Annotated in this window: 24 protein-coding genes; 11 read left to right on the forward strand and 13 right to left on the reverse strand. The window is 73.1% G+C overall.

Annotated elements, in window-relative coordinates:
- Positions 1–40 precede the first annotated feature (40 nt).
- The gene (locus EV384_RS00885; protein WP_130329179.1) at positions 41–445 is read left to right on the forward strand and encodes a VOC family protein; all 405 of its coding nucleotides are present in this window, start codon (positions 41–43) and stop codon (positions 443–445) included.
- A gap of 1 nt (position 446) precedes the next feature.
- On the opposite strand, the gene EV384_RS00890 is transcribed toward EV384_RS00885, so the two are convergent.
- On the reverse strand, positions 447–1,367 hold the full coding sequence (locus tag EV384_RS00890) for a proline dehydrogenase family protein (RefSeq protein ID WP_130329182.1): 921 nt from the start codon (positions 1,365–1,367) through the stop codon (positions 447–449).
- A gap of 117 nt (positions 1,368–1,484) precedes the next feature.
- Between EV384_RS00890 and EV384_RS00895 the strand changes: the two genes are divergently transcribed.
- Genes EV384_RS00895 through EV384_RS00905 form a run of 3 tightly spaced genes read left to right on the forward strand, consistent with a single transcriptional unit; the run spans position 1,485 to position 3,517 of the window.
- Positions 1,485–1,754, forward strand: a complete 270-nt coding sequence (locus EV384_RS00895; RefSeq protein ID WP_242623894.1) for a hypothetical protein — start codon at positions 1,485–1,487, stop codon at positions 1,752–1,754.
- Between the two features lies 1 nt (position 1,755).
- Positions 1,756–2,922: a glutathionylspermidine synthase family protein gene (locus EV384_RS00900; RefSeq protein WP_130329184.1), complete on the forward strand. Its 1,167-nt coding sequence runs from the start codon at positions 1,756–1,758 to the stop codon at positions 2,920–2,922.
- A 19-nt stretch (positions 2,923–2,941) separates the two neighbouring features.
- Positions 2,942–3,517: a CGNR zinc finger domain-containing protein gene (locus tag EV384_RS00905; protein ID WP_109803588.1), complete on the forward strand. Its 576-nt coding sequence runs from the start codon at positions 2,942–2,944 to the stop codon at positions 3,515–3,517.
- 19 nt (positions 3,518–3,536) lie between these two features.
- On the opposite strand, the gene EV384_RS00910 is transcribed toward EV384_RS00905, so the two are convergent.
- Positions 3,537–4,343, reverse strand: a complete 807-nt coding sequence (locus EV384_RS00910; RefSeq protein ID WP_207232203.1) for a sugar phosphate isomerase/epimerase family protein — start codon at positions 4,341–4,343, stop codon at positions 3,537–3,539.
- A gap of 76 nt (positions 4,344–4,419) precedes the next feature.
- Complete coding sequence (locus EV384_RS00915; protein WP_130329186.1) at positions 4,420–5,364, reverse strand: Ppx/GppA phosphatase family protein; 945 nt, start codon at positions 5,362–5,364, stop codon at positions 4,420–4,422.
- Between the two features lie 74 nt (positions 5,365–5,438).
- Here EV384_RS00915 and EV384_RS00920 point away from each other — a divergent pair, with 74 nt between their 5' ends.
- A complete protein-coding gene (locus EV384_RS00920; protein WP_130329189.1) occupies positions 5,439–6,248 on the forward strand; it encodes a DUF3109 family protein in 810 nt (269 codons plus the stop codon).
- 16 nt (positions 6,249–6,264) lie between these two features.
- Here EV384_RS00920 and rraA read toward each other — a convergent pair whose 3' ends face one another.
- From rraA to EV384_RS00950, 6 genes are all read right to left on the reverse strand, one after another.
- Entirely contained in the window at positions 6,265–6,759 is a 495-nt protein-coding gene (rraA, locus tag EV384_RS00925) for a ribonuclease E activity regulator RraA (protein ID WP_130329191.1), read from the reverse strand.
- A gap of 14 nt (positions 6,760–6,773) precedes the next feature.
- Complete coding sequence (locus EV384_RS35255; RefSeq protein ID WP_341273615.1) at positions 6,774–7,205, reverse strand: MFS transporter; 432 nt, start codon at positions 7,203–7,205, stop codon at positions 6,774–6,776.
- A gap of 174 nt (positions 7,206–7,379) precedes the next feature.
- Positions 7,380–7,772 (reverse strand): universal stress protein, encoded by a 393-nt coding sequence (locus EV384_RS00935; protein WP_130329193.1) that lies wholly within the window; start codon positions 7,770–7,772, stop codon positions 7,380–7,382.
- Positions 7,769–9,274, reverse strand: coding sequence for a tripartite tricarboxylate transporter permease (locus tag EV384_RS00940; protein WP_130329195.1), 1,506 nt, complete (start codon positions 9,272–9,274; stop codon positions 7,769–7,771). The genes EV384_RS00935 and EV384_RS00940 overlap by 4 nt, the downstream gene beginning before the upstream one ends.
- The gene (locus EV384_RS00945; RefSeq protein WP_207232205.1) at positions 9,274–9,993 is read right to left on the reverse strand and encodes a tripartite tricarboxylate transporter TctB family protein; all 720 of its coding nucleotides are present in this window, start codon (positions 9,991–9,993) and stop codon (positions 9,274–9,276) included. Before EV384_RS00945 ends, EV384_RS00940 begins: the two co-directional genes overlap by 1 nt.
- A complete protein-coding gene (locus EV384_RS00950) occupies positions 9,990–10,997 on the reverse strand; it encodes a Bug family tripartite tricarboxylate transporter substrate binding protein (RefSeq protein ID WP_130329197.1) in 1,008 nt (335 codons plus the stop codon). Before EV384_RS00950 ends, EV384_RS00945 begins: the two co-directional genes overlap by 4 nt.
- Positions 10,998–11,096: 99 nt before the next feature.
- Here EV384_RS00950 and EV384_RS00955 point away from each other — a divergent pair, with 99 nt between their 5' ends.
- Both EV384_RS00955 and EV384_RS36645 read left to right on the forward strand, forming a co-directional pair.
- Positions 11,097–12,752 carry a sensor histidine kinase gene (locus tag EV384_RS00955; RefSeq protein ID WP_130329199.1) on the forward strand — a complete coding sequence of 552 codons (1,656 nt, stop codon included), beginning with the start codon at positions 11,097–11,099 and terminating at the stop codon, positions 12,750–12,752.
- The gene (locus EV384_RS36645) at positions 12,749–13,420 is read left to right on the forward strand and encodes a response regulator (protein WP_130329201.1); all 672 of its coding nucleotides are present in this window, start codon (positions 12,749–12,751) and stop codon (positions 13,418–13,420) included. The genes EV384_RS00955 and EV384_RS36645 overlap by 4 nt, the downstream gene beginning before the upstream one ends.
- Here EV384_RS36645 and EV384_RS00965 read toward each other — a convergent pair.
- The gene (locus tag EV384_RS00965; protein ID WP_130329203.1) at positions 13,402–13,995 is read right to left on the reverse strand and encodes a TetR/AcrR family transcriptional regulator; all 594 of its coding nucleotides are present in this window, start codon (positions 13,993–13,995) and stop codon (positions 13,402–13,404) included. The two genes, EV384_RS36645 and EV384_RS00965, sit on opposite strands and share 19 nt — an antisense overlap.
- Before the next feature lie 180 nt (positions 13,996–14,175).
- Between EV384_RS00965 and EV384_RS00970 the strand changes: the two genes are divergently transcribed.
- Complete coding sequence (locus EV384_RS00970) at positions 14,176–14,829, forward strand: NADPH-dependent F420 reductase (protein ID WP_130329205.1); 654 nt, start codon at positions 14,176–14,178, stop codon at positions 14,827–14,829.
- A gap of 258 nt (positions 14,830–15,087) precedes the next feature.
- On the opposite strand, the gene EV384_RS00975 is transcribed toward EV384_RS00970, so the two are convergent.
- Complete coding sequence (locus EV384_RS00975) at positions 15,088–15,771, reverse strand: response regulator transcription factor (protein WP_130329207.1); 684 nt, start codon at positions 15,769–15,771, stop codon at positions 15,088–15,090.
- 21 nt (positions 15,772–15,792) lie between these two features.
- Positions 15,793–17,085, reverse strand: coding sequence for a sensor histidine kinase (locus EV384_RS00980; protein ID WP_207232206.1), 1,293 nt, complete (start codon positions 17,083–17,085; stop codon positions 15,793–15,795).
- A 214-nt stretch (positions 17,086–17,299) separates the two neighbouring features.
- Here EV384_RS00980 and phoU point away from each other — a divergent pair, with 214 nt between their 5' ends.
- On the forward strand, positions 17,300–17,953 hold the full coding sequence (gene phoU / locus EV384_RS00985) for a phosphate signaling complex protein PhoU (RefSeq protein WP_130329209.1): 654 nt from the start codon (positions 17,300–17,302) through the stop codon (positions 17,951–17,953).
- Positions 17,954–18,008: 55 nt separating this feature from the next.
- Here phoU and EV384_RS00990 read toward each other — a convergent pair whose 3' ends face one another.
- The gene (locus tag EV384_RS00990; RefSeq protein WP_130329211.1) at positions 18,009–18,776 is read right to left on the reverse strand and encodes a phosphoglyceromutase; all 768 of its coding nucleotides are present in this window, start codon (positions 18,774–18,776) and stop codon (positions 18,009–18,011) included.
- Positions 18,777–18,926: 150 nt separating this feature from the next.
- On the opposite strand from EV384_RS00990, the gene EV384_RS00995 reads away from it, so the two are divergent.
- Both EV384_RS00995 and EV384_RS01000 read left to right on the forward strand, forming a co-directional pair.
- Positions 18,927–20,258 (forward strand): MDR family MFS transporter, encoded by a 1,332-nt coding sequence (locus tag EV384_RS00995; protein WP_130340129.1) that lies wholly within the window; start codon positions 18,927–18,929, stop codon positions 20,256–20,258.
- 100 nt (positions 20,259–20,358) lie between these two features.
- Positions 20,359–21,639, forward strand: a complete 1,281-nt coding sequence (locus EV384_RS01000) for an MFS transporter (protein WP_130329213.1) — start codon at positions 20,359–20,361, stop codon at positions 21,637–21,639.
- The last annotated feature ends 56 nt before the right edge of the window (positions 21,640–21,695 follow it).

Below are 21,695 nucleotides of genomic sequence, written 5' to 3' on the forward strand. Positions count from 1 at the left end.
TCTTGACCTGAACCGCGCTGGAGGTTTCATGATCGGAGGCATGACGACCTCGGGAAGCCCGCACGTCCGCATCGCCCGCCCCAGCCGCGACCTGGCCGCGGCCGAACGCTTCTGGGTGGAGGGCCTGGGTCTGCGCGTGCTCCACCGGGGCGCGGCCGGCGGGCCGGGCGAGCACGACCTGGTGATGGTGGGCTGGCCGGACGCGGGCTGGCACCTGGAACTGGTCGGCGGCGACCAGCTCGCCGTCGAGCCGAGCCCGACCGCCGAGGACCTGTTCGTCCTCTACCTGGACGGACCCGTCGACGACGAGCTGGCCGACCGACTGGAACGGGCCGGCGGGACGCGGGTCTCCGCCGGCCCGTACTGGGACCGCTGGGGGGTGACGTTCGCCGACCCGGACGGCTACCGCCTGGTGCTGAGCACCCGGGCCTGGTCGAACGGGTGAGTCACTTCTTGGAGATCAGGGCCCGGCCGAAGAACATCAGGTTGGCCGGGCGCTCTGCGAGGCGGCGCATCAGGTAGCCGTACCAGTCCTCGCCGTACGGCAGGTAGGTGCGGACGGTGTAGCCCTCGCCGACCAGGCGGGCCTGCTCCTCCGGGCGGATGCCGTACAGCATCTGGAACTCGAAGCGGTTTGGGCCGCGGTCGAACCAGCGGGCCCGGTCCTCGCCGATGGCGATCAGGCGCGGGTCGTGGGTGGCCAGCATCGGGTATCCGTCGCCGGCCATCAGCACGTTCAGGCAGCGGACGTACGACTTGTCCACCTCCCGGGCGGACTGGTAGGCCACCGACTCCGGCTCCTTGTACGCGCCCTTGCAGAGCCGCACCCGCGACCCCGCGCCGGACAGCTCCCGGCAGTCCGACTCGGTCCGCCGCAGGTACGCCTGGAGCACCGCACCGGTCGACGGGTAGTCCTTGCGCAGCTTGGCCAGGACGTCCAGGGTCGAGTCGGTGGTGGTGTGGTCCTCCATGTCCAGGGTGACCGTGGTGCCGGCGGCGTCGGCCGCCGCGCAGATCGCCCGGGCGTTGTCGTACGCGAGCTGCTCGTCGAACATCTGGCCGAGCGCGGAGAGCTTCACGCTCACCTCGGCGGCGGGGGTGAGGCCGGCGGCGGAGAGCAGCCGCAGCAGCTTGAGGTATTCGTCCCGGGTGGCGTTCGCCTGCTCGGGGGTGACGGTGTCCTCGCCGAGGTTGTCGAGGGTGACCGCGAGACCGTCGGCGACGAGTCCGCGGGTCGCGCGCAACGCGTCGTCGGTGCCGGCGCCGGCGACGAACCGGCGGACGACGTCCCGGGTGAACGGGGCCGTCGCGACGAGCCGCTCGACCTGGGATGACCGGGAGGCGGCGAGGATGACGGAACGGAGCATGAGCCGAGAGTAACGCCCGTCGACCCACCCGCGCCGGGGGGCGGGGGCGTACGTCACGCATCGTTCCGAGGGGCCCGCCGGGCGGACGACGTGGCGGGGATCGGCTACAACGTTCACGTGGAACCACGCCCCCGACGCCGGCTCCGGTCGGCCACCGTGCAGCTCGGCGCGCTGACCGCCCTGGCGCTCGCCCTCTCCGGCTGCAACCTGACCGACGACGACGATGACGACTGCGCGCTGGGCCCGGCCGGCGGTGGTGGCGACACGGTCGCGCTGGCGCTCCGGGTCCCCGCGCCGGCCGCCGCCCGGACCGCCCCGGAGCCGGTCGCCGCGGCGGTGCCCGAGCGCGGCGGCTTCGGCACCCACCTCGCCTCCTGCGGCGGCTGAGATGCGCCGCGAGGCCAGCACCCCCCGCCCCGACTGGGACGCCACCATCCGCTCCCAGGGCCTGGTGTACGTCGACACCGAGCTGCCCGACGGCGGGATCATGTCGTACTGGGACGAGACCGCGGCGTACGCCTTCGAGCTGGACGAGGTGCTCCGGCTGGAGGAGGCGACCGAGGAGCTGCACCGGATGTCGGTGGCCGCGGCCGAGCACGTGGTGACCCGCAACCGGTACGCCGAGTTCGGCATCCCGGCCTGGGCCGCCGAGGCGGTCGCCCGCTCCCTGCGCGAGGCGCCGCCGACCCTCTACGGCCGCTTCGACCTCTGGTACGACGGCTCCTGGCCGCCGAAGCTGCTGGAGTACAACGCCGACACCCCAACCTCGCTGGTCGAGGCGAGCATCGTCCAGTGGCACTGGCTGGAGCACACCCGGCCCGGGTCCGACCAGTGGAACAGCCTGCACGAGCGGCTGGTCGGCGCGTGGGCGAAGATCGGCGCCGGCCTGCACGACCGGCGGGTGCACGTGGTCTGGTCGAACGAGGAGGAGTCCGGCGAGGACCAGATCACCGCCGGCTACCTCGCGGAGACCGCCCGCCAGGCCGGCCTGGACGTCGAGCTGCTGCCCATCCAGCACGTCGGCTGGGACGGCCGGCGCTTCGTCGACGCCGCCGACCGCCCGGTCACCACCTGCTTCAAGCTCTACCCGTGGGAGTGGATGCTCGCCGAGCCGTACGGGCCGCTGGCGCTGGACCCGGGCACCCCGACCACCTGGATCGAGCCGGCCTGGAAGCTGCTGCTGTCGAACAAGGCGCTGCTCGCCGTGCTCTGGGAGCTCTACCCGGACCACGAGTACCTGCTCCCGGCATACCTGGACTCGCCGCGCGGCATGTCGGAGTACGTGGCGAAGCCGCTGCTCGGCCGGGAGGGCGGCTCGGTACGGATCGTCACCGGCGGCGCCGAGATCACCAATCCGGGCATCTACGGCGAGGAGGGGTTCTGCTACCAGCAGTTCCGCGCGCTGCCCGAGTTCGCCGGCAGCCGGATGGTGCTGGGGAGCTGGATCGTCGACGGCGAGTCGGCCGGCGCGGGCGTACGCGAGAGCGAGAGCCTCATCACGGACGGTTATGCGCGATTTCCGCCGCACTACATCGACGCGCCACGTACCCCGTGAGTCGTCTACCGTTGGTGTCGTGAACTTCGACGCGTACGCCCGGACCGGCGTTGACCTCGTCAACGCCCGTCTGGACGACCTCGACGACCTGCGGGCCCTCTTCCCGGACGACAACGCGTGGATGCGCGACGAGGTCGCGGAGCGGGACCTGGCGATCTTCCGGCGGGCGCAGAAGCGCCTGCGCGACGTCTTCGAGTACGGCACCTCGGGCCGGGACGGCCAGGCGGTGGCCGAGCTGAACGCGCTGCTGGAGGCCTTCCCGGTGCAGCCGCGCATCTCCGGCCACGACTCCAGCGACTGGCACATGCACGTCACCAGCCGGGGCGCCTCGGTCAGCCAGGAGTACCTGGCCGGCGCGGTGTGGGGCCTGTCGGTCTGGCTCTGCGAGTACGGCAGCGCCCGGTTCGGTGTCTGCGCCGACGAGCGCTGCGGCAACGTCTACCTGGACACCTCGTCGAACTGCTGCCGGCGGTTCTGCTCGGAGCGCTGCGCCACCCGCTCGCATGTGGCGGCCCACCGGGCCCGCAAGCGGGCGGCCGTCGGCGACCAGCTCACCGTGCCGGCCCAGGCGGAGACCCTCACCCCGGTCAGCTGACCGGGGGCGCCCTCCCCGCTCAGGCGTCGACCGGGGAGGGGGCGGTGAGGTTGGCGCGGGCGAACTCCAGCGACTCGCGCAGGTCGGCCTCGCGCACGGCGCGGCTCTTCGCGCCCCGGGTGGTCACCTCGACCGCGACCGAGCCGGTGAAGCCGCGCCCGGCGAGCGAGCGGAGCAGCTCGGCGCAGGGCTGGCTGCCCCGCCCGGGCACCAGGTGCTCGTCGCGCCCCTCGCCGGTGCCGTCGCCGAGGTGGACGTGCGCCAGGCCGGCACCCATCCGGTCCGCCATCTCCAGCGCGTCCGTGTGCGAGGCGGCACAGTGCGACAGGTCCAGGGTGTACGAGGCGTAGCCGGTGTCGGTCGGATCCCACCCCGGGACGTACGGGACGAACTGCCGGCCGGCCATCCGGACCGGGTACATGTTCTCCACCGCGAAGCGCAGCCCGCCGAACTGCCCGGCGATCTTGTCGAGCCCGTCGGCGAAGTTCTTGGCGTAGTCCCGCTGCCAGGTGAACGGCGGGTGCACCACGACGGTCGGCGCCTCCAGCGTCTCCGCCAGCTCGGCGGCCTTGCGCAGCCGCTCCCACGGGTCGGGGCTCCACACCCGCTGGGTGACCAGCAGGCAGGGCGCGTGCACCGAGAGCACCGGCACGCCGTAGTGGTCGGCGAGGCCGCGCAGCGCGCCCGGGTCCTGGCTGACGACGTCGGTCCAGACCATCACCTCGACGCCGTCGTAGCCGACCGCCGCGGCGAGCTGGAACGCCGCCGCGGTCCGCTCAGGGAAGACCGAGGAACTGGAGAGGAGCACCGGGACGCGGGAAGTCACGCCCCTCAGGGTAGCCCGGCCCGTCGCCCGGCATCAGGACGAGCATCCGCAAAGCGCCCAGAACGACCGACCAGGATCACATCGGCGCGAGCTGATCCAGCCGCCGGAGGATGACCCCCTCGCGCAGCGCCCAGGGGCAGAGGTCGAGCGCGTCGACGTCGAGCCGGCGCATCACCGCCTCGGCGACCACCGCGCCGGCCAGCAGCTGGTGGGCCCGGCCGGCGCTCACCCCCTCCAGCCCGGGCAGCTGCGCCGGCGGGATGTGCCGGACGAAGCCCAGCACCTGCCGCAGTCCGGTGCGGGTCAGGCTGCGCCGGGCCCAGAGCCCGGCGCCGGAGGGCGCGGCGCCGGCCAGCCGGGCCAGCGTCCGGAACGTCTTCGAGGTGGCGACCGGGCGTTCCCAGCCCACCGCCACCAGCTTCTCCACCACCGGGTCGAGCAGCTCGTCGACGTGCTCCCGCAGCTCCTCCACGGCCTCCGCGGGCGGCGACAGGGTGCCCGACGCGTCGACCCGCAGGCGCTCCCGGCTCAACCGCCCGGCGCCGAGCGGCAGCGAGACCGCGACGTCCGGTTCCTCGTCGATCCCGGCCGCCAGCTCCAGCGAGCCGCCGCCGATGTCGAGGACCAGCAGCCGGCCCGCCGACCAGCCGAACCACCGCCGGACCGCGAGGAAGGTCATCCGCGCCTCGTCCGCGCCGGAGAGCACCTCCAGCCGTACGCCGGTCTCGTCCCGGACCCTGGCCAGCACCTCGGCGGCGTTGGTGGCGTCCCGGACGGCGGAGGTGGCGAACGCGAGCAGGTCGTCGGCCGCCAGCCCGGCCGCCGCCGCCCGGGCCATGCCGACCGCCTTGACCAGCCCGTCCGCGCCCGCTTCGGTGAGCGCGCCGTCTGGGCCGATCTGCTCGGCCAGCCGGAGCACCACCTTCTCCGAGTGCGCCGGCCAGGGGTGCGCCCCGTGGTGGGCGTCGACCACCAGGAGGTGCACCGTGTTGGAACCGACGTCGAGGACACCAAGTCGCATGCTGATGACCCTAGGCCTCAGACGTTTTCCCGGCTCGCCAGCCGGTTGGAGGCACCGCGCGTACGCTGGTCCGGGTGACAGGCCAGATCGAGCTGCAGGTACTCGTGGACGACCCCGACGACCCGCGCAGCCGGGAAGTGGGGCTCGACTTCCCCCGAGAGTGGATCGAGTTCGTCGACCCGGCGGACGAGAAGCACCTGGTCCGGGCCGATCTGACCTGGCTGCTGTCCCGCTGGACGTGCATCTTCGGCAAGGGGTGCCACGGCATCATCGCGGGCCGGGCCGCCGACGGCTGCTGCTCGCACGGCGCGTTCTTCACCGACTCGGACGACGAGAAGCGGGTCCGCATTGCGGTCAAGCGGCTCGCCCCGTCGACCTGGCAGCACTTCCGCCGCGGCTTCAAGAACTGGACCGCGAACGACACCATCGACGGCAAGAACCCGGCCCGGCGCACCGCCACCCGGGACGTCGACGCGCCGTGCGTCTTCCTCAACGACGCCGACTTCCCCGGCGGGGGCGGCTGCGCGCTGCACGCCCAGGCGCTGCGCGACGGGGTGCACCCGCTGGAGTACAAGCCGGACGTCTGCTGGCAGCTGCCGATCCGCCGCGACCAGGAGTGGAGCAAGCGGACGGACAACACCAAGGTGCTGGTGTCGACGCTGTCGGAGTTCGACCGGCGGGGCTGGGGCGCGGGCGGCCACGACCTGGACTGGTGGTGCACCTCCTCCACCGACGCGCACGTCGGCGCCGAGCCGATGTACGTCTCGTACGGCCCGGAGCTGACCGCGCTGATCGGCGCCCCCGCGTACGCGAAGCTGGCCGAGCTGTGCGCGGCCCGGCTGCGGCAGGGTCAGGTCGCCCCGCACCCGGCCAGCGAGGGCTGACCGGGCGCGGCGGACGCTACGGCCGTTCCCCGGGCGGCAGGACCACGACGCCGTCGTCGTCGCTGTGCACCTCGGCGCCCGGCTCGAAGATGCAATTGCCGAACGACACCGGCACGTCCCGCTCCCCGGCGCCCGTCTTGGCGCTCTTGCGGGGGTTCGTGCCGAGCGCCTTGATGCCGATCGGGAGGGTGCGCAGGGCGGCGACGTCGCGGACGGCGCCGTTGATCACCACGCCCGCCCAGCCGTTCGCCGCCGCCGTGCCGGCGATGAGGTCGCCCATCAGGGCGGTGTGCAGCGATCCGCCGCCGTCCACCACCAGCACCCGGCCCTCCCCCGGCTCGGCGACGACCGACTTCACCAGGGCGTTGTCCTCGAAGCAGCGCACGGTGACGGCCGGCCCGCCGAAGGCGCGGAGACCGCCGAACTGGCGCAGCTGGGTGTCGCACGAGCCGAGGACGTCGCCGTAGCGGTCGTAGCGGTCGGCGGTCGCGGCCGGTTCCGGGATCTGCATGGTTCTGCTCTCTCTCACTCGGTTTCGGGAACGGGTGGGCGGTGCAGGCCGGTGGCGGCGACGGCCGCGCCGGCCAGCCCCGCCGCGGTGCAGGCGAGCACCCCGGCCGCCCCGGCGCCGGCCGCCAGCACGCCGGCGGCGCTGGGGATGAGGACCTGCCCGAGCCGGTTGCCGGTCAGCCGCAGGGACATCGCCCGGCCGCGCAGCCCGGCCGGGGCGACCTCGGCCAGGAAGGACATCGTCAGCGGCTGGCCCGCACCCAACCCCAGCCCGGCGACCGTGACGACGACGGCCATCGCCCAGAACGGCATGGGCGGCAGCAGCAGCCCGAGACCGGCGGCGGAGACGGCGACGGTGCCGATCAGCAGCGCGCGCCGACCCACGGTGGCGACCAGCCGACCGAGCAGCAGCCGCGAGGCCATCGACGCCACCGCGCGCAACCCCAACCACGATCAGGCCGGGGCCGAGCGCCTGACCGAGCGAGGCGGCGAAGGTGTAGTAGCCGAAGGCCGCGTCGTACCGATCCGCCGGGGTGCGGTTGGCGACCAGGGCCCGCTGCGCCACCACCGCAGCAGGCCCGCCTGGGCGCGCCCGGGGGCTGCCGGGCCCCCGGGCGGCACTCAGTCGGCCTTCACCGCGAGGACCGGGCAGGGCACCCGGAGCAGGACCTCCTGCGCCGTCGAGCCCATGATCAGCTTGCCCACCGGAGTGCGGTGCCGGATGCCGATCACCACCAGCGACACGTCCTCCGCCTCGGCGATCTCGGCGATCTCCTCGGCCGCGTCCCGGCCCCGGACGAGCTGCCGGACCGTGTGCGGCACCCCGGCGGCGGTCAGCTCCCGGACCACCCGGTCCAGGTCGGGCTCCTGGGCGAACCGCGGGTCGACGTACGCGTCGCCGCGCGAGGTGTTCACCACCAGCACCGGCTCGTCGCGGAACCGGGCCTGCTCGACGGCGGCCGCCAGGGCCGCCTCGCCCAGCGGCGAGGGCACGTACCCCACCAGCACGGTCATCCGGTCACCAACCTTCCTCGCAGTGGACGGACCACGAACCGGCCGATCAGCGGCCAGAGCAGCACCACCAGGATCGCGGCGTAGATCAGCCAGGACATCCAGCCGCCGATCAGCCCGTGCAGCTCGCCGCCGGAGAGCTGCAGCGCCCGCCGGCCCTGGAGTTCGGCGCGCGGGGCGAGGATCACCCCGACGATCAGCGGCAGGATCGGCAGCCCGAACCGCCGCATGCCGAACCCGAGCAGGCCGAGCGCCAGGAGCAGGAAGAGGTCGAACGGCTGGGCGTTGACCGCGTACGCCCCCATCGAGGCGAAGAACAGGATGCCGGCGTAGAGGTACGGGCGCGGCACCCGCAGCAGCCGCGCCCACGCGGGGGCGAGCGGCAGGTTGAGCACCAGCAGCAGCAGGTTGCCGATGAAGAGGCTGGCGATCAACGTCCAGACCAGGCCGGACTCCCGCTCGAAGAGCAGCGGGCCGGGCTGGATGCCGTACTGCTCGAAGGCGGCCAGCATCACCGCGGCGGTGGCGTTGGTGGGCAGGCCGATCGCCAGCATCGGCACCAGCGTGCCGGCGGCCGAGGCGTTGTTGGCCGCCTCCGGCCCGGCGACCCCCTCGATCGCGCCCCGGCCGAACTCCTCCGGGTGCTTCGTCAGCTTCTTCTCCGTCGCGTACGACAGGAAGGTCGGGATCTCCGCCCCGCCCGCCGGCAGCGCGCCGAACGGGAAGCCGTACGCGGTGCCGCGCAGCCAGGGCTTCCAGGACCGCTTCCAGTCCTGCTTCCCCATCCACGGTCGACCGACCGGGATCACCTCGGCGGCCCGCCGCCGCAGGTGCGCGGCGATCCAGAGCGCCTCGCCCACGGCGAAGATGCCGACCGCCACCACGACCACGTCGATGCCGTCGGCAAGCTGCGGGACGCCCAGGGTGAGCCGCTGCTGGCCGGTCACCTTGTCGATGCCGACCAGGCCGATGACCAGGCCGAGCAGGAGCGAGGCGAAGCCGCGGACCCGGGACGCGCCGAGCACCGCGGTGACCGCCACGAAGGAGAGCAGCATCAGCGCGAAGTAGTCCGGCGCGCCGAGGCTGATCGCGAACTGCACCACCGGCGGGGTGACCACCACCAGCAGCAGGGTGGCGATGGTGCCGGCGACGAACGAGCCGATCGCTGCGGTGGCCAGTGCCTGCGCGGCCCGGCCGGCCTTGGCCATCTTGTTGCCCTCGATCGCGGTCACCACCGACGAGGACTCGCCGGGGGTGTTCAACAGGATCGAGGTGGTGGAGCCGCCGTACATGCCGCCGTAGAAGATGCCGGCGAACATGATGAACGCCTGGGTGGGCTCCATCCCGTAGGTGACCGGCAGCAGCAGTGCCACCGTCATCGCCGGGCCGATGCCCGGCAGCACCCCGACGGCGGTGCCGATGGTGACGCCGAGCAGCGCGATCAGCAGGTTCATCGGGGTCACCACGTTGGCGAACCCGTCGAGCAGATTGCCCAGGTTGTCCATCACAGGATCCCTTGCAGCACGCCGGCGGGCAGGTTGACGCCGAGCCCGATGGCGAAGGTGTAGAAGGTGATCAACGACAGCGCGACGGCGATCAGCAGGTTGCGCACGTAGTGCCGGTTGCCCAGCGCGAACGCCGAACCCCAGAAGAGCAACGTCCCGCTGATCACCCAGCCGAGCCGGTCGATCAGGACGGCGTTGACCAGGAACGCGCCGATCAGCAGCAGCACGGTCCGCCAGTCGATCGGGCTGCTCAGGTCGACGTCCTCGCCGGCCTCCGGCTCGCCGGCGCCGCCGCGGGCCACGTCCACCGCGTAGACCGCGGCGACGATCAGCAGCAGCACGCCGAGCAGGATCGGCACCGGCTTCGGGCCGATCGGGTCGGCGCTGCTCACCGCGTGCCCGATGCGCAGCGCGTCGACGATGACCAGGCCGCCGACCAGGGCGAGGAACGCGCAGACGCCGTACTGGGCCCGGTCGGGCCTCGGCGCCGGGCCGTCCTCCACCGCCGCGTCCGCGACCGTCGGCGGGACGTCGGCCGTCGCGGGCCGCGCCACCTCCGGCTGATCCGGCGTACGCTCCGCGCCCGCCTGCGCCGGGATCGGCGGTACGGCGGTCTCCGCGCCCGCCTGGTCGGGGACCGGCGGTACGGAGCTCTGCACGGCCGGGGGCCGGGACGGCGGGTCGCCGCCCCGGTCCGGTCGGGTCGTCCTGCCGGTCATGCCAGCCCGAGCTGCTTGAGCAGGTCGGCCACCGACTTGTCCTGCTCGGTGAGGAAGGTGGCGAACTCGTCGCCGGTGACGAACGCGTCGGTCCAGCCGCGCTTGGTCAGCTCGGCCTTCCACTCGGCCGACTCGTGCATCTTCGTCAGCACGTCGATCCAGACCTTCTTGTCGGCCTCGCTGATGCCGGGCGGCGCCACGATGCCCCGCCAGTTGGTGAAGACCAGGTCGATGCCGGCGGACTTGAGGGTCGGCACCTCCTTGAGCGCCTCGATCGGCGCCTCGCTGGTCACCGCGAGAACCCGGATCTGGCCGGCCTCCACCTGGTCGAGGAACTCACCGAAGCCGCTGGCCCCGAAGGCCACCTTGCCGCCGAGCACGGCCGGCAGCAGCTCGCCGCCGCCGTCGTAGGAGACGAAGTTGACCTGGCGGGGGTCGATGCCGACGGTCTTCGCGAGCTGCATCGGCAGCAGGTGGTCCGGGCCGCCGGGCGAGGAGCCGCCGCCGACCGCGAGGCCCTTCGGGTTGGCCTTCCAGGCCGCGACCAGGTCACCGATCGTCTTGTACGGCGAGTCCTTCGGCACCACGATGGCGCCGGCCTCCTCGATCATCTTGGCCAGCGGGGTGGTCTGGGTCAGCGTCGCCGCGGACTTGGAGGTGTACGAGGCACCGACCACGCCCAGCCCCATCTGCATGGCGAGCTTGCCGTTGCCCTTCTCGTTCACGGTCCGCTGAAGGCCGACCGTGCCGCCGGCGCCGGGCAGGTTGAAGACCTGCACGCCGGTGGCGATCTTGGCGTCCTCCATCACCTTGGCGGCGGTCCGGGCGGTGGTGTCGTATCCACCGCCGGGGGTGTTCGGCACCATGATCCGCAGTCCGGTGACCGGCTTGCCGTCGCCACCGGAGCCGCCCTCGCCCTTGTCGGCGGTGGCGCCACAGGCACCCAGGGCGAGCGCCGTGGCCGCGGCGACGCCCATGACCAGTACGTTTCTCCTAGTTGCCATCTTGTTTCTCTTCCGTTTCGAATGAGTCCAGCGGCAAGATGATGGCCTCCGGGCGGTCCCCGAGTCTGCGTTGTGTCACCAGCGGAAGTTGAGGTCTTTGTGGTCGCGATCACGTCCCGCCGCCGAACCCTGGCCGGGCAGCTGCTGGTCCTCCAGCTCGCGATCATCGTCGTGGTGCTGGTGGCCGTGGCCGCCGTGTCGCTGGCCCAGTCGGCGGCCACCTTCAACCGGGTCGAGGGGCGCCGGGTCGCCGACCTCGGCGAGCAGCTCGCCGGCAGCCCGCTGCTGCGCGACCAGCTCAACCAGCCGGCACCCGCCGAAGCGATCGCCCCGCTGGTGCAGAACACACCGACCCAGTACCAGGTGACCTCGGTGACCGTGGCGGACGATCGGGGCCGGGTGGTCGCCTCGACGAACCCGACGCTGGTCGGCAGCCCGGTGGTGCTCGGCGACCCCCGGGTGGCGCAGGGCCGGAGCTGGTTCGGCGAGCTGGCGGTCGACGGCTCGCGGGAGCTGGTCGCCCAGGTGCCGGTGCTCGGCGCCAGGAAGGCGAACCTCGGCCGGTACCTCGGCGTGGTGGTGGTCGGCGTGAAGTCGCCGACCTGGTCGGAGCGGCTGGTGGGGGCGTCGTCGTACCTCTTCACCTACCTGGGCATCGCCTGCGCGCTCGGGGTGGTCGGGTCGTGGCTGCTGGCCCGCCGGATCAAGCGGCAGACCCTGGGTCTGGAGCCGCGGGAGATCGCCGGGCTGGCCGAGCACCGGGAGGCGCTGCTGCACGGCATCGCCGAGGGGGTGATCGCGCTGGACCCGCAGCACCGGGTCACCCTGGTCAACGCGGTCGGCCGGCGGCTGCTCGACCTGCCCGAGCACTGTCTCGGCCGCAGCCTCGCCGAGCTGCGGATCTCCGGCCGGCTGCGGGACGTGCTGGCCGGCGCTGGCGGCGGTCCGGAGGCGCGCGACCAGGTCGTGGTCCGGGGCGGCCGGGTGCTGGTGATGAACCGGATGACGGTCCGCAAGGACGGCCGCCGGCTCGGCTCGGTGACCACGCTGCGGGACCGCACCGAGCTGGCCCGGCTGGAGCGCGAGATCGGCTCGTTCCGGAGCACGACCGAACTGCTCCGGGCGCAGACCCACGAGTTCGCCAACCAGCTGCACACCATCTCCGGGCTGATCCAGATCGGCGAGCACGACGAGGTGGTCCGGTACGTCGACGCGCTCAGCCGGCACCGGGCCTCGCTGGACCTGACGGTCACCAGCCGGGTCCACGACACGGCGGTGGCGGCGCTGCTGATGGCGAAGTCGGCGGTGGCCGCGGAGCGTCGGGTGGAGCTGCGGATCTCCGAGCGGACCGGGCTCGACCGGCTGGCGCCGGAGGTTTCCGCCGACGTGGCGACGGTCCTCGGCAACCTGGTCGACAACGCGGTCGAGGCGGTCGCCGGTGGCCGGGAGACGGGCGTGGGCGACCCGCCGGAGCGGCCCGCCTGGGTCGAGGTCGAGCTGCGGCAGGACGCCTCGTCGGTGGAGATCGTCGTCCGGGACTCCGGTCCCGGGGTGGCGCCGGAGCTGGCTCAGGAGGTCTTCACGCACGGCTTCACCACCAAGGCGGCCGAGGGCGGCGAGCGGGGCATCGGATTGGCGCTCACCCGACTGGTCTGCAACCGTCGCGGCGGCGAGATCGCGGTGACGAACACCGAGGAGGGGGCGATGTTCACCGCCCGGATGTCGGTGTCCCGCGCGATGGAGGAGGCGCGATGATCGACGTGCTGGTCGTCGACGACGACTTCATGGTGGCCCGGATCCACTGCGGCTTCGTCGAGCGGATCGACGGCTTCCGGGTCGTCGGCACCGCGAGCACCGGCGAGCAGGCTGTCGCCGCGGTCGACGAACTCCGCCCCGACCTGGTCCTGCTCGACCTCTACCTGCCGGACATGTTCGGCCTGGACGTGGTGACCCGGCTGCGGGCCGCCCGGCACGACTGCGACGTCCTGGTGATCAGCGCCGCCCGGGAGGCGGAGGCGGTCCGCCGGGCGGTCCGCTACGGCGCGGTCAACTACCTGCTCAAGCCGTTCGGCTTCGACGAGCTGCGGACCCGGCTGGAGCAGTACGCGGCCCGGCGCAACGCGCCGCGCGCCACGGTGGTCAGCGACCAGGCCGACGTCGACCGGGTGCTCTCCCGGAGCGGCTCGGTGGCCACCCCGGCGCTGCCCCGCGGGCTCAGCACGGAGACCGCCGAGCTGGTCGAACGCGCGCTCCGCGAACACACCGGCACCCTCTCGGCCGCCGAGTGCGCCAACCGGGTGGGCATCTCCCGGGTCAGCGCCCGCCGCTACCTGGAGCACTTCTCCGGTACCGGTCGGGCCGCGGTGAGCCTGCGCTACGGCGCGGCCGGCCGGCCGGAGCGCCGCTACTGCTGGGTGGGCTGACCCAGGGCGGCGTCGACGAGGGCGCGGGCGCTGCGCTTGGCCGCCTCGGCGATGGCCGGGTCCCCGTCGAGCACCCCGCCGGCCAGCCCGCCGTCGAGCAGCAGGGTGAGCTGCCGGGCGAGCAGTTCCGGCTGCTCCGCCCCGGCCCGCCGGGCGAGGTCGGTCACCCAGGCCCGGACGACGTTCTTGTGCTCGACGGTACGGGCGTGCACCGGGCTGCCGGCGGGCGACTCGGCGGCGGTGTTGATGAATGCGCAGCCGTGGTAGCCGTCCCGGCGGCAGGCGCCGACGAGCGCGTCGAACATCCCGACGAGTTGCTCGCGCGGGTCGTCGCCGGCCTCCCGGGCGGCGGCCCGCAGCGCCCCGAACCAGACCTGGTCGACCTTGTCCAGATACGCCAGGACGAGGTCGTCCTTCCTCGGAAAGTGCTTGTAGAGGGTGGCCTTGGCGACGCCCGACTCGGCGATCACCGTGTCCACCCCCACCCCGCGCGGCCCGTGCGCGTAGAAGAGCCGGAACGCGGTGTCCAGGATGCGCTCCCGGGCGGAGCCGGCGGGGGTACGCGGCGTGGGCATCGGCGTTCCTTTCCTGCGGGTGCCCGGTGGAGTCTACAGACCCGTCCGTCTGGAAGCCCCCGGGCACGGTGATAGCCGTCACGGAGGGTTGCGGCGACGCAGTAGACAGACCTGTCTGTTAGGGTCGGTGCCAACGAGCGCGGGCATCGGCGCCGCGCGATCACCGGAGGACGGACACACATGCGCATCGCAGTACTGGGCACCGGCATGGTCGGCCGGGCGATCGCCGGCCGGACGGCCGAGCTGGGCCACCAGGTCACGGTCGGCACCCGTGACGTCGCGACGACCCGGGCCGGCGACTGGGCGGGGTGGGCGACCGCCCGCCCGGAGGTCGGCCTGGCCGGCTACGCCGAGGCGACCGCCGACGCGGAGCTGGTGGTCAACGCGACCAGCGGCGACGGTTCGCTGCCCGCCCTGACCGCCGCGGGCGAGGACCGGCTGGCCGGAAAGGTCCTGCTCGACATCGCCAACCCGCTGGACTTCAGCAAGGGCTTCCCGCCCACCCTGTCGGTGGCCAACGACGACTCGCTGGGCGAGCGGATCCAACGGGCCTTCCCGCGTACCCGGGTGGTGAAGGCGCTCAACACGCTAACCGCCGACCTGATGATCCACCCCCGGCAGCTCGCCGACGGCGACCACAGCGTCTTCGTCTCCGGCGACGACGCGGAGGCGAAGCGGGTCGTCATCGAGCTGCTCACCAGCTTCGGCCACACCGACGTGATCGACCTGGGCGACATCACCACGGCCCGGGGCACCGAGATGCTGCTGCCGATCTGGCTGCGCCTCTACGGCAAGCTCGGCACCGGCATCTTCAACGTCAAGATCGTCCGCTGACGCCGGTCCCGCCCGGCGGCGACCTCCCGAAACGCGACAAGCGGCAAGCCGGCCCCGCCTACCCCGACCCTGGGAGGGCAACAACACCCGACAAGCGATATACCTGAGAGGCATAAATATGCCGCTCAGGTATATCGCCTCTCCGGCATTTACTCTCCCGCGCCGGACCGCCGCCCCTGCCGCGGGTCGCGACGCCGGACGGCGGGCACCCGACGGCGGGCAGCGGCGATCGCACCTACCTGGCCCCGCCGCGGCCGGTCACGGCTCGAACTTGTAGCCCAGGCCCCGGACGGTGACGATGTAGCGCGGCGCGGACGGCTCCGGCTCGACCTTGGAGCGCAGCCGCTTGACGTGCACGTCCAGGGTCTTCGTGTCGCCCACGTAGTCGGCGCCCCAGACCCGGTCGATCAACTGCCCCCGGGTCAGCACCCGGCCGGCGTTGCGCAGCAGCAGCTCCAGCAGCTCGAACTCCTTCAGCGGCAGCTGGACGCCGGCTCCCTCGACGGTCACCACGTGCCGCTCGATGTCCATCCGGACCGGGCCCGCGGCGAGCGTCGGGGCGCCCGAGTCGGCCACCTCCGCGCTCTGCCGGCGCAGCACCGCCCGGATGCGGGCCACCAGCTCGCGCGGCGAGTAAGGCTTGGTCACGTAGTCGTCGGCCCCGATCTCCAGGCCCACCACCTTGTCGATCTCGCTGTCCCGGGCGGTGACCATGATGATCGGCACGTGCGAGCGTTGCCGGAGCTGCCGGCAGACCTCGGTGCCCGACATCTCCGGCAACATCAGGTCGAGCAGCACGATGTCAGCGCCGGTCCGGTCGAACTCGGTGAGGGCGGCGGGACCCGTCGCGGCGACGGAGACCTCGAAGCCCTCCTTGCGGAGCATGTAGGACAGGGCGTCGGAGAACGATTCCTCGTCCTCGACCACCAGTACGCGGCTCAACGGGTGTTTCCTTTCCTGTGGTCAGACCTGCCGGAGCCCGGCCGGGCCGGCCTCGATCCCAGCGGAGGAGAGTGTCGCCTCCAGGTCGTCCGGGGGGCTGACGGGCAGCCGGAGGGTGAACGTCGACCCCCCACCAAGAGTGCTCGACACCTCCACCCGACCGCCATGGTTGCTGGCGATGTGTTTGACGATGGCCAGGCCGAGGCCGGTGCCACCGGTGGAGCGCGACCGAGCCTGGTCCGCCCGGTAGAACCGCTCGAAGATCCGGTCGACCTCGTTCGGGGCGATGCCGATGCCCTGGTCGGCGACGGCGATCTCGACGTACTCGTCGGTGGTGCGGGCGGTCACCCGCACCGTGGTGTCCTCGCCCGAGTAGTTGATGGCGTTCTCGACCAGGTTGGCCACCGCAGTGGCGATCTGGGTGTCGCTGCCGTAAACGGTCAGGCCGCGCGCGCCGTCGACCACCACGTCCACCCGGCGGGCGGTGGCCGCGGTGCGGGTCCGGTCGATCACCTCGGCGATCACCCAGTCCACCGAGACCGGCTCCGGCGGGGGCTGCGGCTCGGCGCCCTGGAGCCGGGTCAGCTCCAGCAGCTCCTGCACCAGCCGGCCGAGCCGGGTCGACTCGTGCTGGATCCGCTCGGCGAACCGCCGGGCGGCGACCAGGTCCGCGTAGAGGTCGGGCGCACCGTCGCCGGCCGGCTCGGTAGCGTCGATCAACGCCTCGGCGAGCAGTTGCAGCGCGCCGATCGGGGTCTTCAGCTCGTGGCTGACGTTGGCCACGAAGTCCCGCCGGACCCGGGCCAGCCGGTGCGACTCGGTGACGTCGGCCGCCTCCACCGAGATGTACCCGGCGCCGAGCCCCATCGCGCGCAGGTGCACGCCGAGCGGGTTGTCCCCCGCGGTGTCCCGGCCGCGCGGCAGGTCCAGCTCGATCTCCCGCCGGACGCCGGTGCGGCGGACCTGCCCGGCGAGGGTACGGATCAACGGGTGCGCGGCGATGGAGCCGGGCGTGGGGCCGGTACGGAGCAGGCCCAGCGCCCGCGCCGCCGGGTTCACCAGCACCGGTACGTCGTCCGGGTCCAGCACCACGACGCCGGCCCGGAGCGAATCGACCGTCTTGCGGCCGAGCCCGGAGAGCCCGCCGCGCTGGTCGTCGGGCATCGCCGGCCTCCCTGCGCTCGGGCGGAAGCCCTCGTCCCCGGACAGCCGTGAGCGGTGCCACCAGTTCCGGACGGGTCGGGACAGCAGCAGCCCGGCGACCAGTCCGGTCACCAGAGCCAGGGCCACCACGACCGCCACCGCCCACTCCACCCGGCGATCGTAGGGTCATTGTTAACCTGGGGACCGTCCAGAACGGGACGAATCACTCTCACTTCCGGGAAAGTTCACCCGCAGGCCCCGCGTCGTTCATCCTCGTTCACCTCGGGTCCGCTCCCCCGGCCTACCGTGGGTCGCGCACCTGCTCAAGCCGTACCGGCACCGGATCCCCGGGCCGACCCACGGCCACCGAACCCAGGAAGTGACGATGCGCGACGAATTCCGGGCCGACCTGCAGATTGTCAGCCAACTGCTGGTGGACATGGCGGAGGGGGTGCGCGCGGCGATGCGCCAGGCCACCCGTGGCCTGCTCACCGCCGACCGCGAGGCGTCGGAGGCCGTCATCGCACGGGACGCCGAGATCGACGACCTGTACCGGCACGTCGAGGAGCGGGTCTGCGACCTGCTCGCCCGGCAGGCGCCAGTCGCCTCCGACCTGCGAGCCATGATCACCGCCCTGCACGTCGCCGCCGACCTGGAGCGGATGGGCGATCTGGCCGACCACGTCGCCAAGACCGCGCTGCGCCGGCACCCGTCCCCGGCGGTGCCGGCCGAGCTGCGGCCGGTCTTCACCGACATGGCCGCGATCGCCGACCGGATGGCCGAGAAGATCGGCTCCGTGCTGGCCAAGCCCGACGCCGCCCTCGCCGCCGAACTGGACGGCGACGACGACGCCATGGACGACCTGCACAAGAGCCTCTTCGGCGTGCTGCTCGGCGACGACTGGCCGTACGGGGTGGAGACGGCGATCGACGCCACCCTGCTCGGCCGCTTCTACGAGCGCTTCGCCGACCACGCGGTGAACGCCGGCGAGCACGTGGTCTACCTGATCACCGGGGAGAACAGCCCCACGGCCAGCTGAGCGGAGACGACGGAGGCCCCGGTCCGCGACGGACCGGGGCCTTCCTTCGCGTACGTCAGCGGCCCTGGTTGGCCACCGCGGCGGCGGCCTCCTTGGCGGCGTCCGGGTCGAGGTACGTCCCACCCAGCGTCTGCGGGCGCAGCAGCGGGTCGAGGTCGTAGCGCAGCGGGATGCCGGTCGGGATGTTCAGCTTGGCGATCGCCTCGTCGGAGATCTGGTCGAGGTGCTTGACCAGGGCGCGCAGCGAGTTGCCGTGCGCGGCGACCAGCACCGTCCGGCCGGCCAGGACGTCCGGCACGATCGAGTCGTACCAGTAGGGCAGCATCCGCTCGACGACGTCCTTGAGGCACTCGGTGCGCGGCATCAGCTCGGTCGGCAGCAGCGCGTAGCGGGGGTCGCCGACCTGGGACCACTCGTCGTTGTCGTCGATCGGCGGCGGCGGCGTGTCGTACGACCGGCGCCAGAGCATGAACTGCTCCTCGCCGTACTCGTCCAGGGTCTGCTTCTTGTTCTTGCCCTGCAGGGCGCCGTAGTGCCGCTCGTTGAGCCGCCACGACCGGCGCACCGCGATCCAGTGCCGGTCGGCGGCGTTGAGCGCCAGCTCGGCGGTGCGGGTCGCGCGCCGCATCACGCTGGTGTGCACCACGTCCGGCAGCAGGCTGTGCTCGCGCATCAGCTCGCCGCCGCGCCGCGCCTCCGCCTCGCCCTTGGCGGTCAGGTCGACGTCGACCCAGCCGGTGAAGAGGTTCTTCGCGTTCCAGTCGCTCTCGCCGTGCCGCAGCAGGACCAGCGTCCCGACGGTGGGCCCCTCGCTCGCAGTCATGCCGATCATCCTGCCGTACGTCGCCGGTGAACACGCGGGGACGGGTCGTGACGACCACCACGTGGAAAAGCTGGTGACCGGCGTTCCGGGGCGGGACTAGGTTGTAAGGCGCTTGGGATACATCGGTCATTACCAAACGGGGGCGGCGTGCTGCGGACGGTACGGAGTTGGTTCCGGGACACGACAGGCGGCCTGCCGAGGGCCTTCTGGTACCTGTGGACCGGCACGCTGATCAGCCGGCTCGGCTCGTTCGTCCTGGTCTTCCTCGCCATCTACCTCACCCAGGAGCGCGGCTTCTCGGCGTCGCAGGCCGGCCTGGTGCTCGGCCTCTGGGGCGTCGGCGGCGCGGTCGGCACCACCGTCGGCGGCACCCTGGCCGACCGGTGGGGACGGCGACCCACCCTGCTCACCGCGCACCTGGGCGCGGCCACCATGATGCTCGCGCTCGGTCTGGCCCGGCCGCTCTGGGCGGTGGCCCTGGGCGCGCTGCTGCTGGGCACGTTCGCCGAGGCCGCCCGGCCGGCGTTCGGCGCCATGATGATCGACGTGGTGCCGGAGAAGGACCGGCTGCGCGCCTTCTCGCTGAACTACTGGGCGATCAACCTCGGGTTCGCCTGCGCCGCCGTGCTCGCCGGCCTCGCCGCCCAGGCCGGCTACCTGTTGCTCTTCGTGGTCGACGCGGCCACCACACTGATCACCGCGCTGATCATCTTCACCCGGGTGAAGGAGACCCGCACCGCCTCGGCCGCCCCCGTCGCGAAGGGCGGGACGGCGCCCCCCGGCGCGCTGCGGACCATCCTCACCGACCGGGTCTACCTGGGCTTCGTGACGCTGAACCTGTTCGCCGCGCTGGTCTTCCTCCAGCACATCTCGATGCTGCCGATCGCGATGGGCGACTCCGACCTCACCCCGGCCACGTACGGCTCGGTGATCGCGCTCAACGGGGTGCTGATCGTGGTCGGGCAGCTCTTCGTACCCCGGCTGATCAAGGGGCGGAGCCGGTCCCACGTGCTCGCGCTCGCCTCGCTGGTGATGGGCGTCGGCTTCGGCCTGACCGCGTTCGCCGGCACGGCCTGGTTCTACGGGGTCACGGTGCTGATCTGGACGCTCGGCGAGATGCTCAACTCGCCGTCCAACTCCACCCTCATCGCCGAGCTCTCGCCGGCCGCGCTGCGCGGGCGCTACCAGGGCGTCTTCTCGCTCTCCTGGCAGATCGCCGGGGCGGCCGCCCCGATCCTCGGCGGCCTGGTCCGGGAGCACGTCGGCAACGGCGCGCTCTGGCTCGGCTGCGCCGCGATCGGCGCGGTGACGGCGGTGGCCCACCTGGTCTCGGGTCCGGCCCGGGAGCGGCGGGCCGCCCAGCTCCGGGCGGCCGCGGTGCCGGTCCGGCCGGTCACCGTCGTCCAGCCGCCGGCCCCCGCGGCGGCCGAGGCCGCCGCGACCGCGCCCACCGAGCCGATGCCGGCCCGCGCCGCCTCCTGAGTACGCTGCGCGGCACGGTGACCGGGGACACGCTGGCGCGCCGCCGGGGCACTGCCTAGCGTCGACCCCTGGGTCGGTTGACAAACCTCATGGAGGACGGGTGCGGGGGCTGCGGCGCTGGTGGGACGGGACGGCCGGTGGACTCCCCGCCACCTTCTGGTACCTCTGGTCCGGCTTGCTGATCAACCGGGCTGGCGCGTTCGCGGTGCTCTTCCTCTCGCTCTACCTCACGGCGGCGCGCGGCGCCTCCGAGTCGCTGGCCGGCGCGGTGGTCGGGGCGTACGGGGCCGGCGGGGCGGTCGGCGTGCTGCTCGGCGGGGTGCTGGCCGACCGCTGGGGCCGGCGGGCCACCCTGCTCGCCGCGCACCTCGGCGCCGCCGGCCTGATGGCGGGGCTGGCGTTCAGCCGGCACCTGGCGGTCATCGCGGTGCTCGCCGCGCTGGTCGGGGTGGCGCACTCGATGCCCAGCCCGGCGTTCGTGGCGGCGATCGTCGACGTGGTGCCGGAGGCCCGCCGCTCGCGCGCGTTCAACCTGCAGTTCTGGGCGTTCAACCTGGGCATGGCGGTCGCCTCGCTGCTGGCCGGTGTGCTCGCCGAGGCGAGCTTCGTCGCCCTCTTCCTGGTGGACGCCGCCGCCACCCTGGCCGCCGCCGCGATCATCGCCTGGAAGGTTCCCGAGACGCTCGCCCGGGCCCGCGGTCGCGGCCCCCTGCGCGAGGGCCCGGCACGCGCGGCAGCCCCGGGCGTGCGGCGGCCGGGGCTGGTCAGCGCGCTGACCGACCGGACCTTCCTGGCCTTCGTCGGGCTGACCTTCGTGCTGGCCGTACTCACCATGCAGACCTCGACGATCATGCCGCTGGCGATGCGCGCGGACGGCCTGGGCCCGTCGGCGTACGGCGTGGTGGTGGCGCTCGGCGGCGCGCTGATCGTGCTCGGGCAGCTCTTCGTGCCCCGGCTGATCGAGCCGTACCGGAAGGCGACCGTGCTGTCCGTCTCCACCGGGCTGATGGCGCTCGGCTTCGGCGCCCTGGCCGTCGCCGACCATCTGCCGTTCTACCTCGGCGCGGCGGTGGTCTGGACGATCGGCTCGATGCTCGCCGCGCCGCCGAACGCGCAGATCAACGCCGACCTGGCGCCGCCGGAGCTGCGCGCCCGGTACCAGTCGGTCTTCTACCTGACCTTCCCGGCGGCGGCGTTCGTGGCGCCCGCGCTGGGCGGGCTGAGCCTGCAGCACCTGGGCGACCGGCACTGGCTCATCGTCGGCGGGCTGGGCCTGGTGGCGGCGGTCGGCCATCTGCTCGCCGGTCCGCCCCGGGAACGCCGGGTGGCCGCCCTGCGCGACCGGGAACGAAGGGTGGAGGCCGTGGCCGCCAGCCGCTGAGCCGGGTCCAGAAACGGCGCTGGGCGCCCACCACGACCCCCGTCGTGATGGACGCC

The sequence above is a fragment of the Micromonospora kangleipakensis genome, from assembly GCF_004217615.1.
In the GTDB taxonomy this organism is placed as follows: domain Bacteria; phylum Actinomycetota; class Actinomycetes; order Mycobacteriales; family Micromonosporaceae; genus Micromonospora; species Micromonospora kangleipakensis.

Bases quoted from the DNA above. Each gene is read 5' to 3' on its own strand.
- EV384_RS00885 (WP_130329179.1), top strand. From the start codon at position 41: ATGACGACCTCGGGAAGCCCGCACGTCCGCATCGCCCGCCCCAGCCGC.
- EV384_RS00970 (WP_130329205.1), top strand. From the start codon at position 14,176: ATGCGCATCGCAGTACTGGGCACCGGCATGGTCGGCCGGGCGATCGCC.
- EV384_RS00935 (WP_130329193.1), bottom strand. From the start codon at position 7,772: ATGACCGTGCTGGTGGGGTACGTGCCCTCGCCGCTGGGCGAGGCGGCC.
- EV384_RS00990 (WP_130329211.1), bottom strand. From the start codon at position 18,776: ATGACTGCGAGCGAGGGGCCCACCGTCGGGACGCTGGTCCTGCTGCGG.
- EV384_RS00950 (WP_130329197.1), bottom strand. From the start codon at position 10,997: ATGGCAACTAGGAGAAACGTACTGGTCATGGGCGTCGCCGCGGCCACG.
- EV384_RS00890 (WP_130329182.1), bottom strand. From the start codon at position 1,367: ATGCTCCGTTCCGTCATCCTCGCCGCCTCCCGGTCATCCCAGGTCGAG.
- EV384_RS00915 (WP_130329186.1), bottom strand. From the start codon at position 5,364: ATGCGACTTGGTGTCCTCGACGTCGGTTCCAACACGGTGCACCTCCTG.
- EV384_RS00940 (WP_130329195.1), bottom strand. From the start codon at position 9,274: ATGGACAACCTGGGCAATCTGCTCGACGGGTTCGCCAACGTGGTGACC.
- phoU (WP_130329209.1), top strand. From the start codon at position 17,300: ATGCGCGACGAATTCCGGGCCGACCTGCAGATTGTCAGCCAACTGCTG.
- EV384_RS00945 (WP_207232205.1), bottom strand. From the start codon at position 9,993: ATGACCGGCAGGACGACCCGACCGGACCGGGGCGGCGACCCGCCGTCC.
- EV384_RS00965 (WP_130329203.1), bottom strand. From the start codon at position 13,995: ATGCCCACGCCGCGTACCCCCGCCGGCTCCGCCCGGGAGCGCATCCTG.
- EV384_RS00900 (WP_130329184.1), top strand. From the start codon at position 1,756: ATGCGCCGCGAGGCCAGCACCCCCCGCCCCGACTGGGACGCCACCATC.
- rraA (WP_130329191.1), bottom strand. From the start codon at position 6,759: ATGCAGATCCCGGAACCGGCCGCGACCGCCGACCGCTACGACCGCTAC.
- EV384_RS36645 (WP_130329201.1), top strand. From the start codon at position 12,749: ATGATCGACGTGCTGGTCGTCGACGACGACTTCATGGTGGCCCGGATC.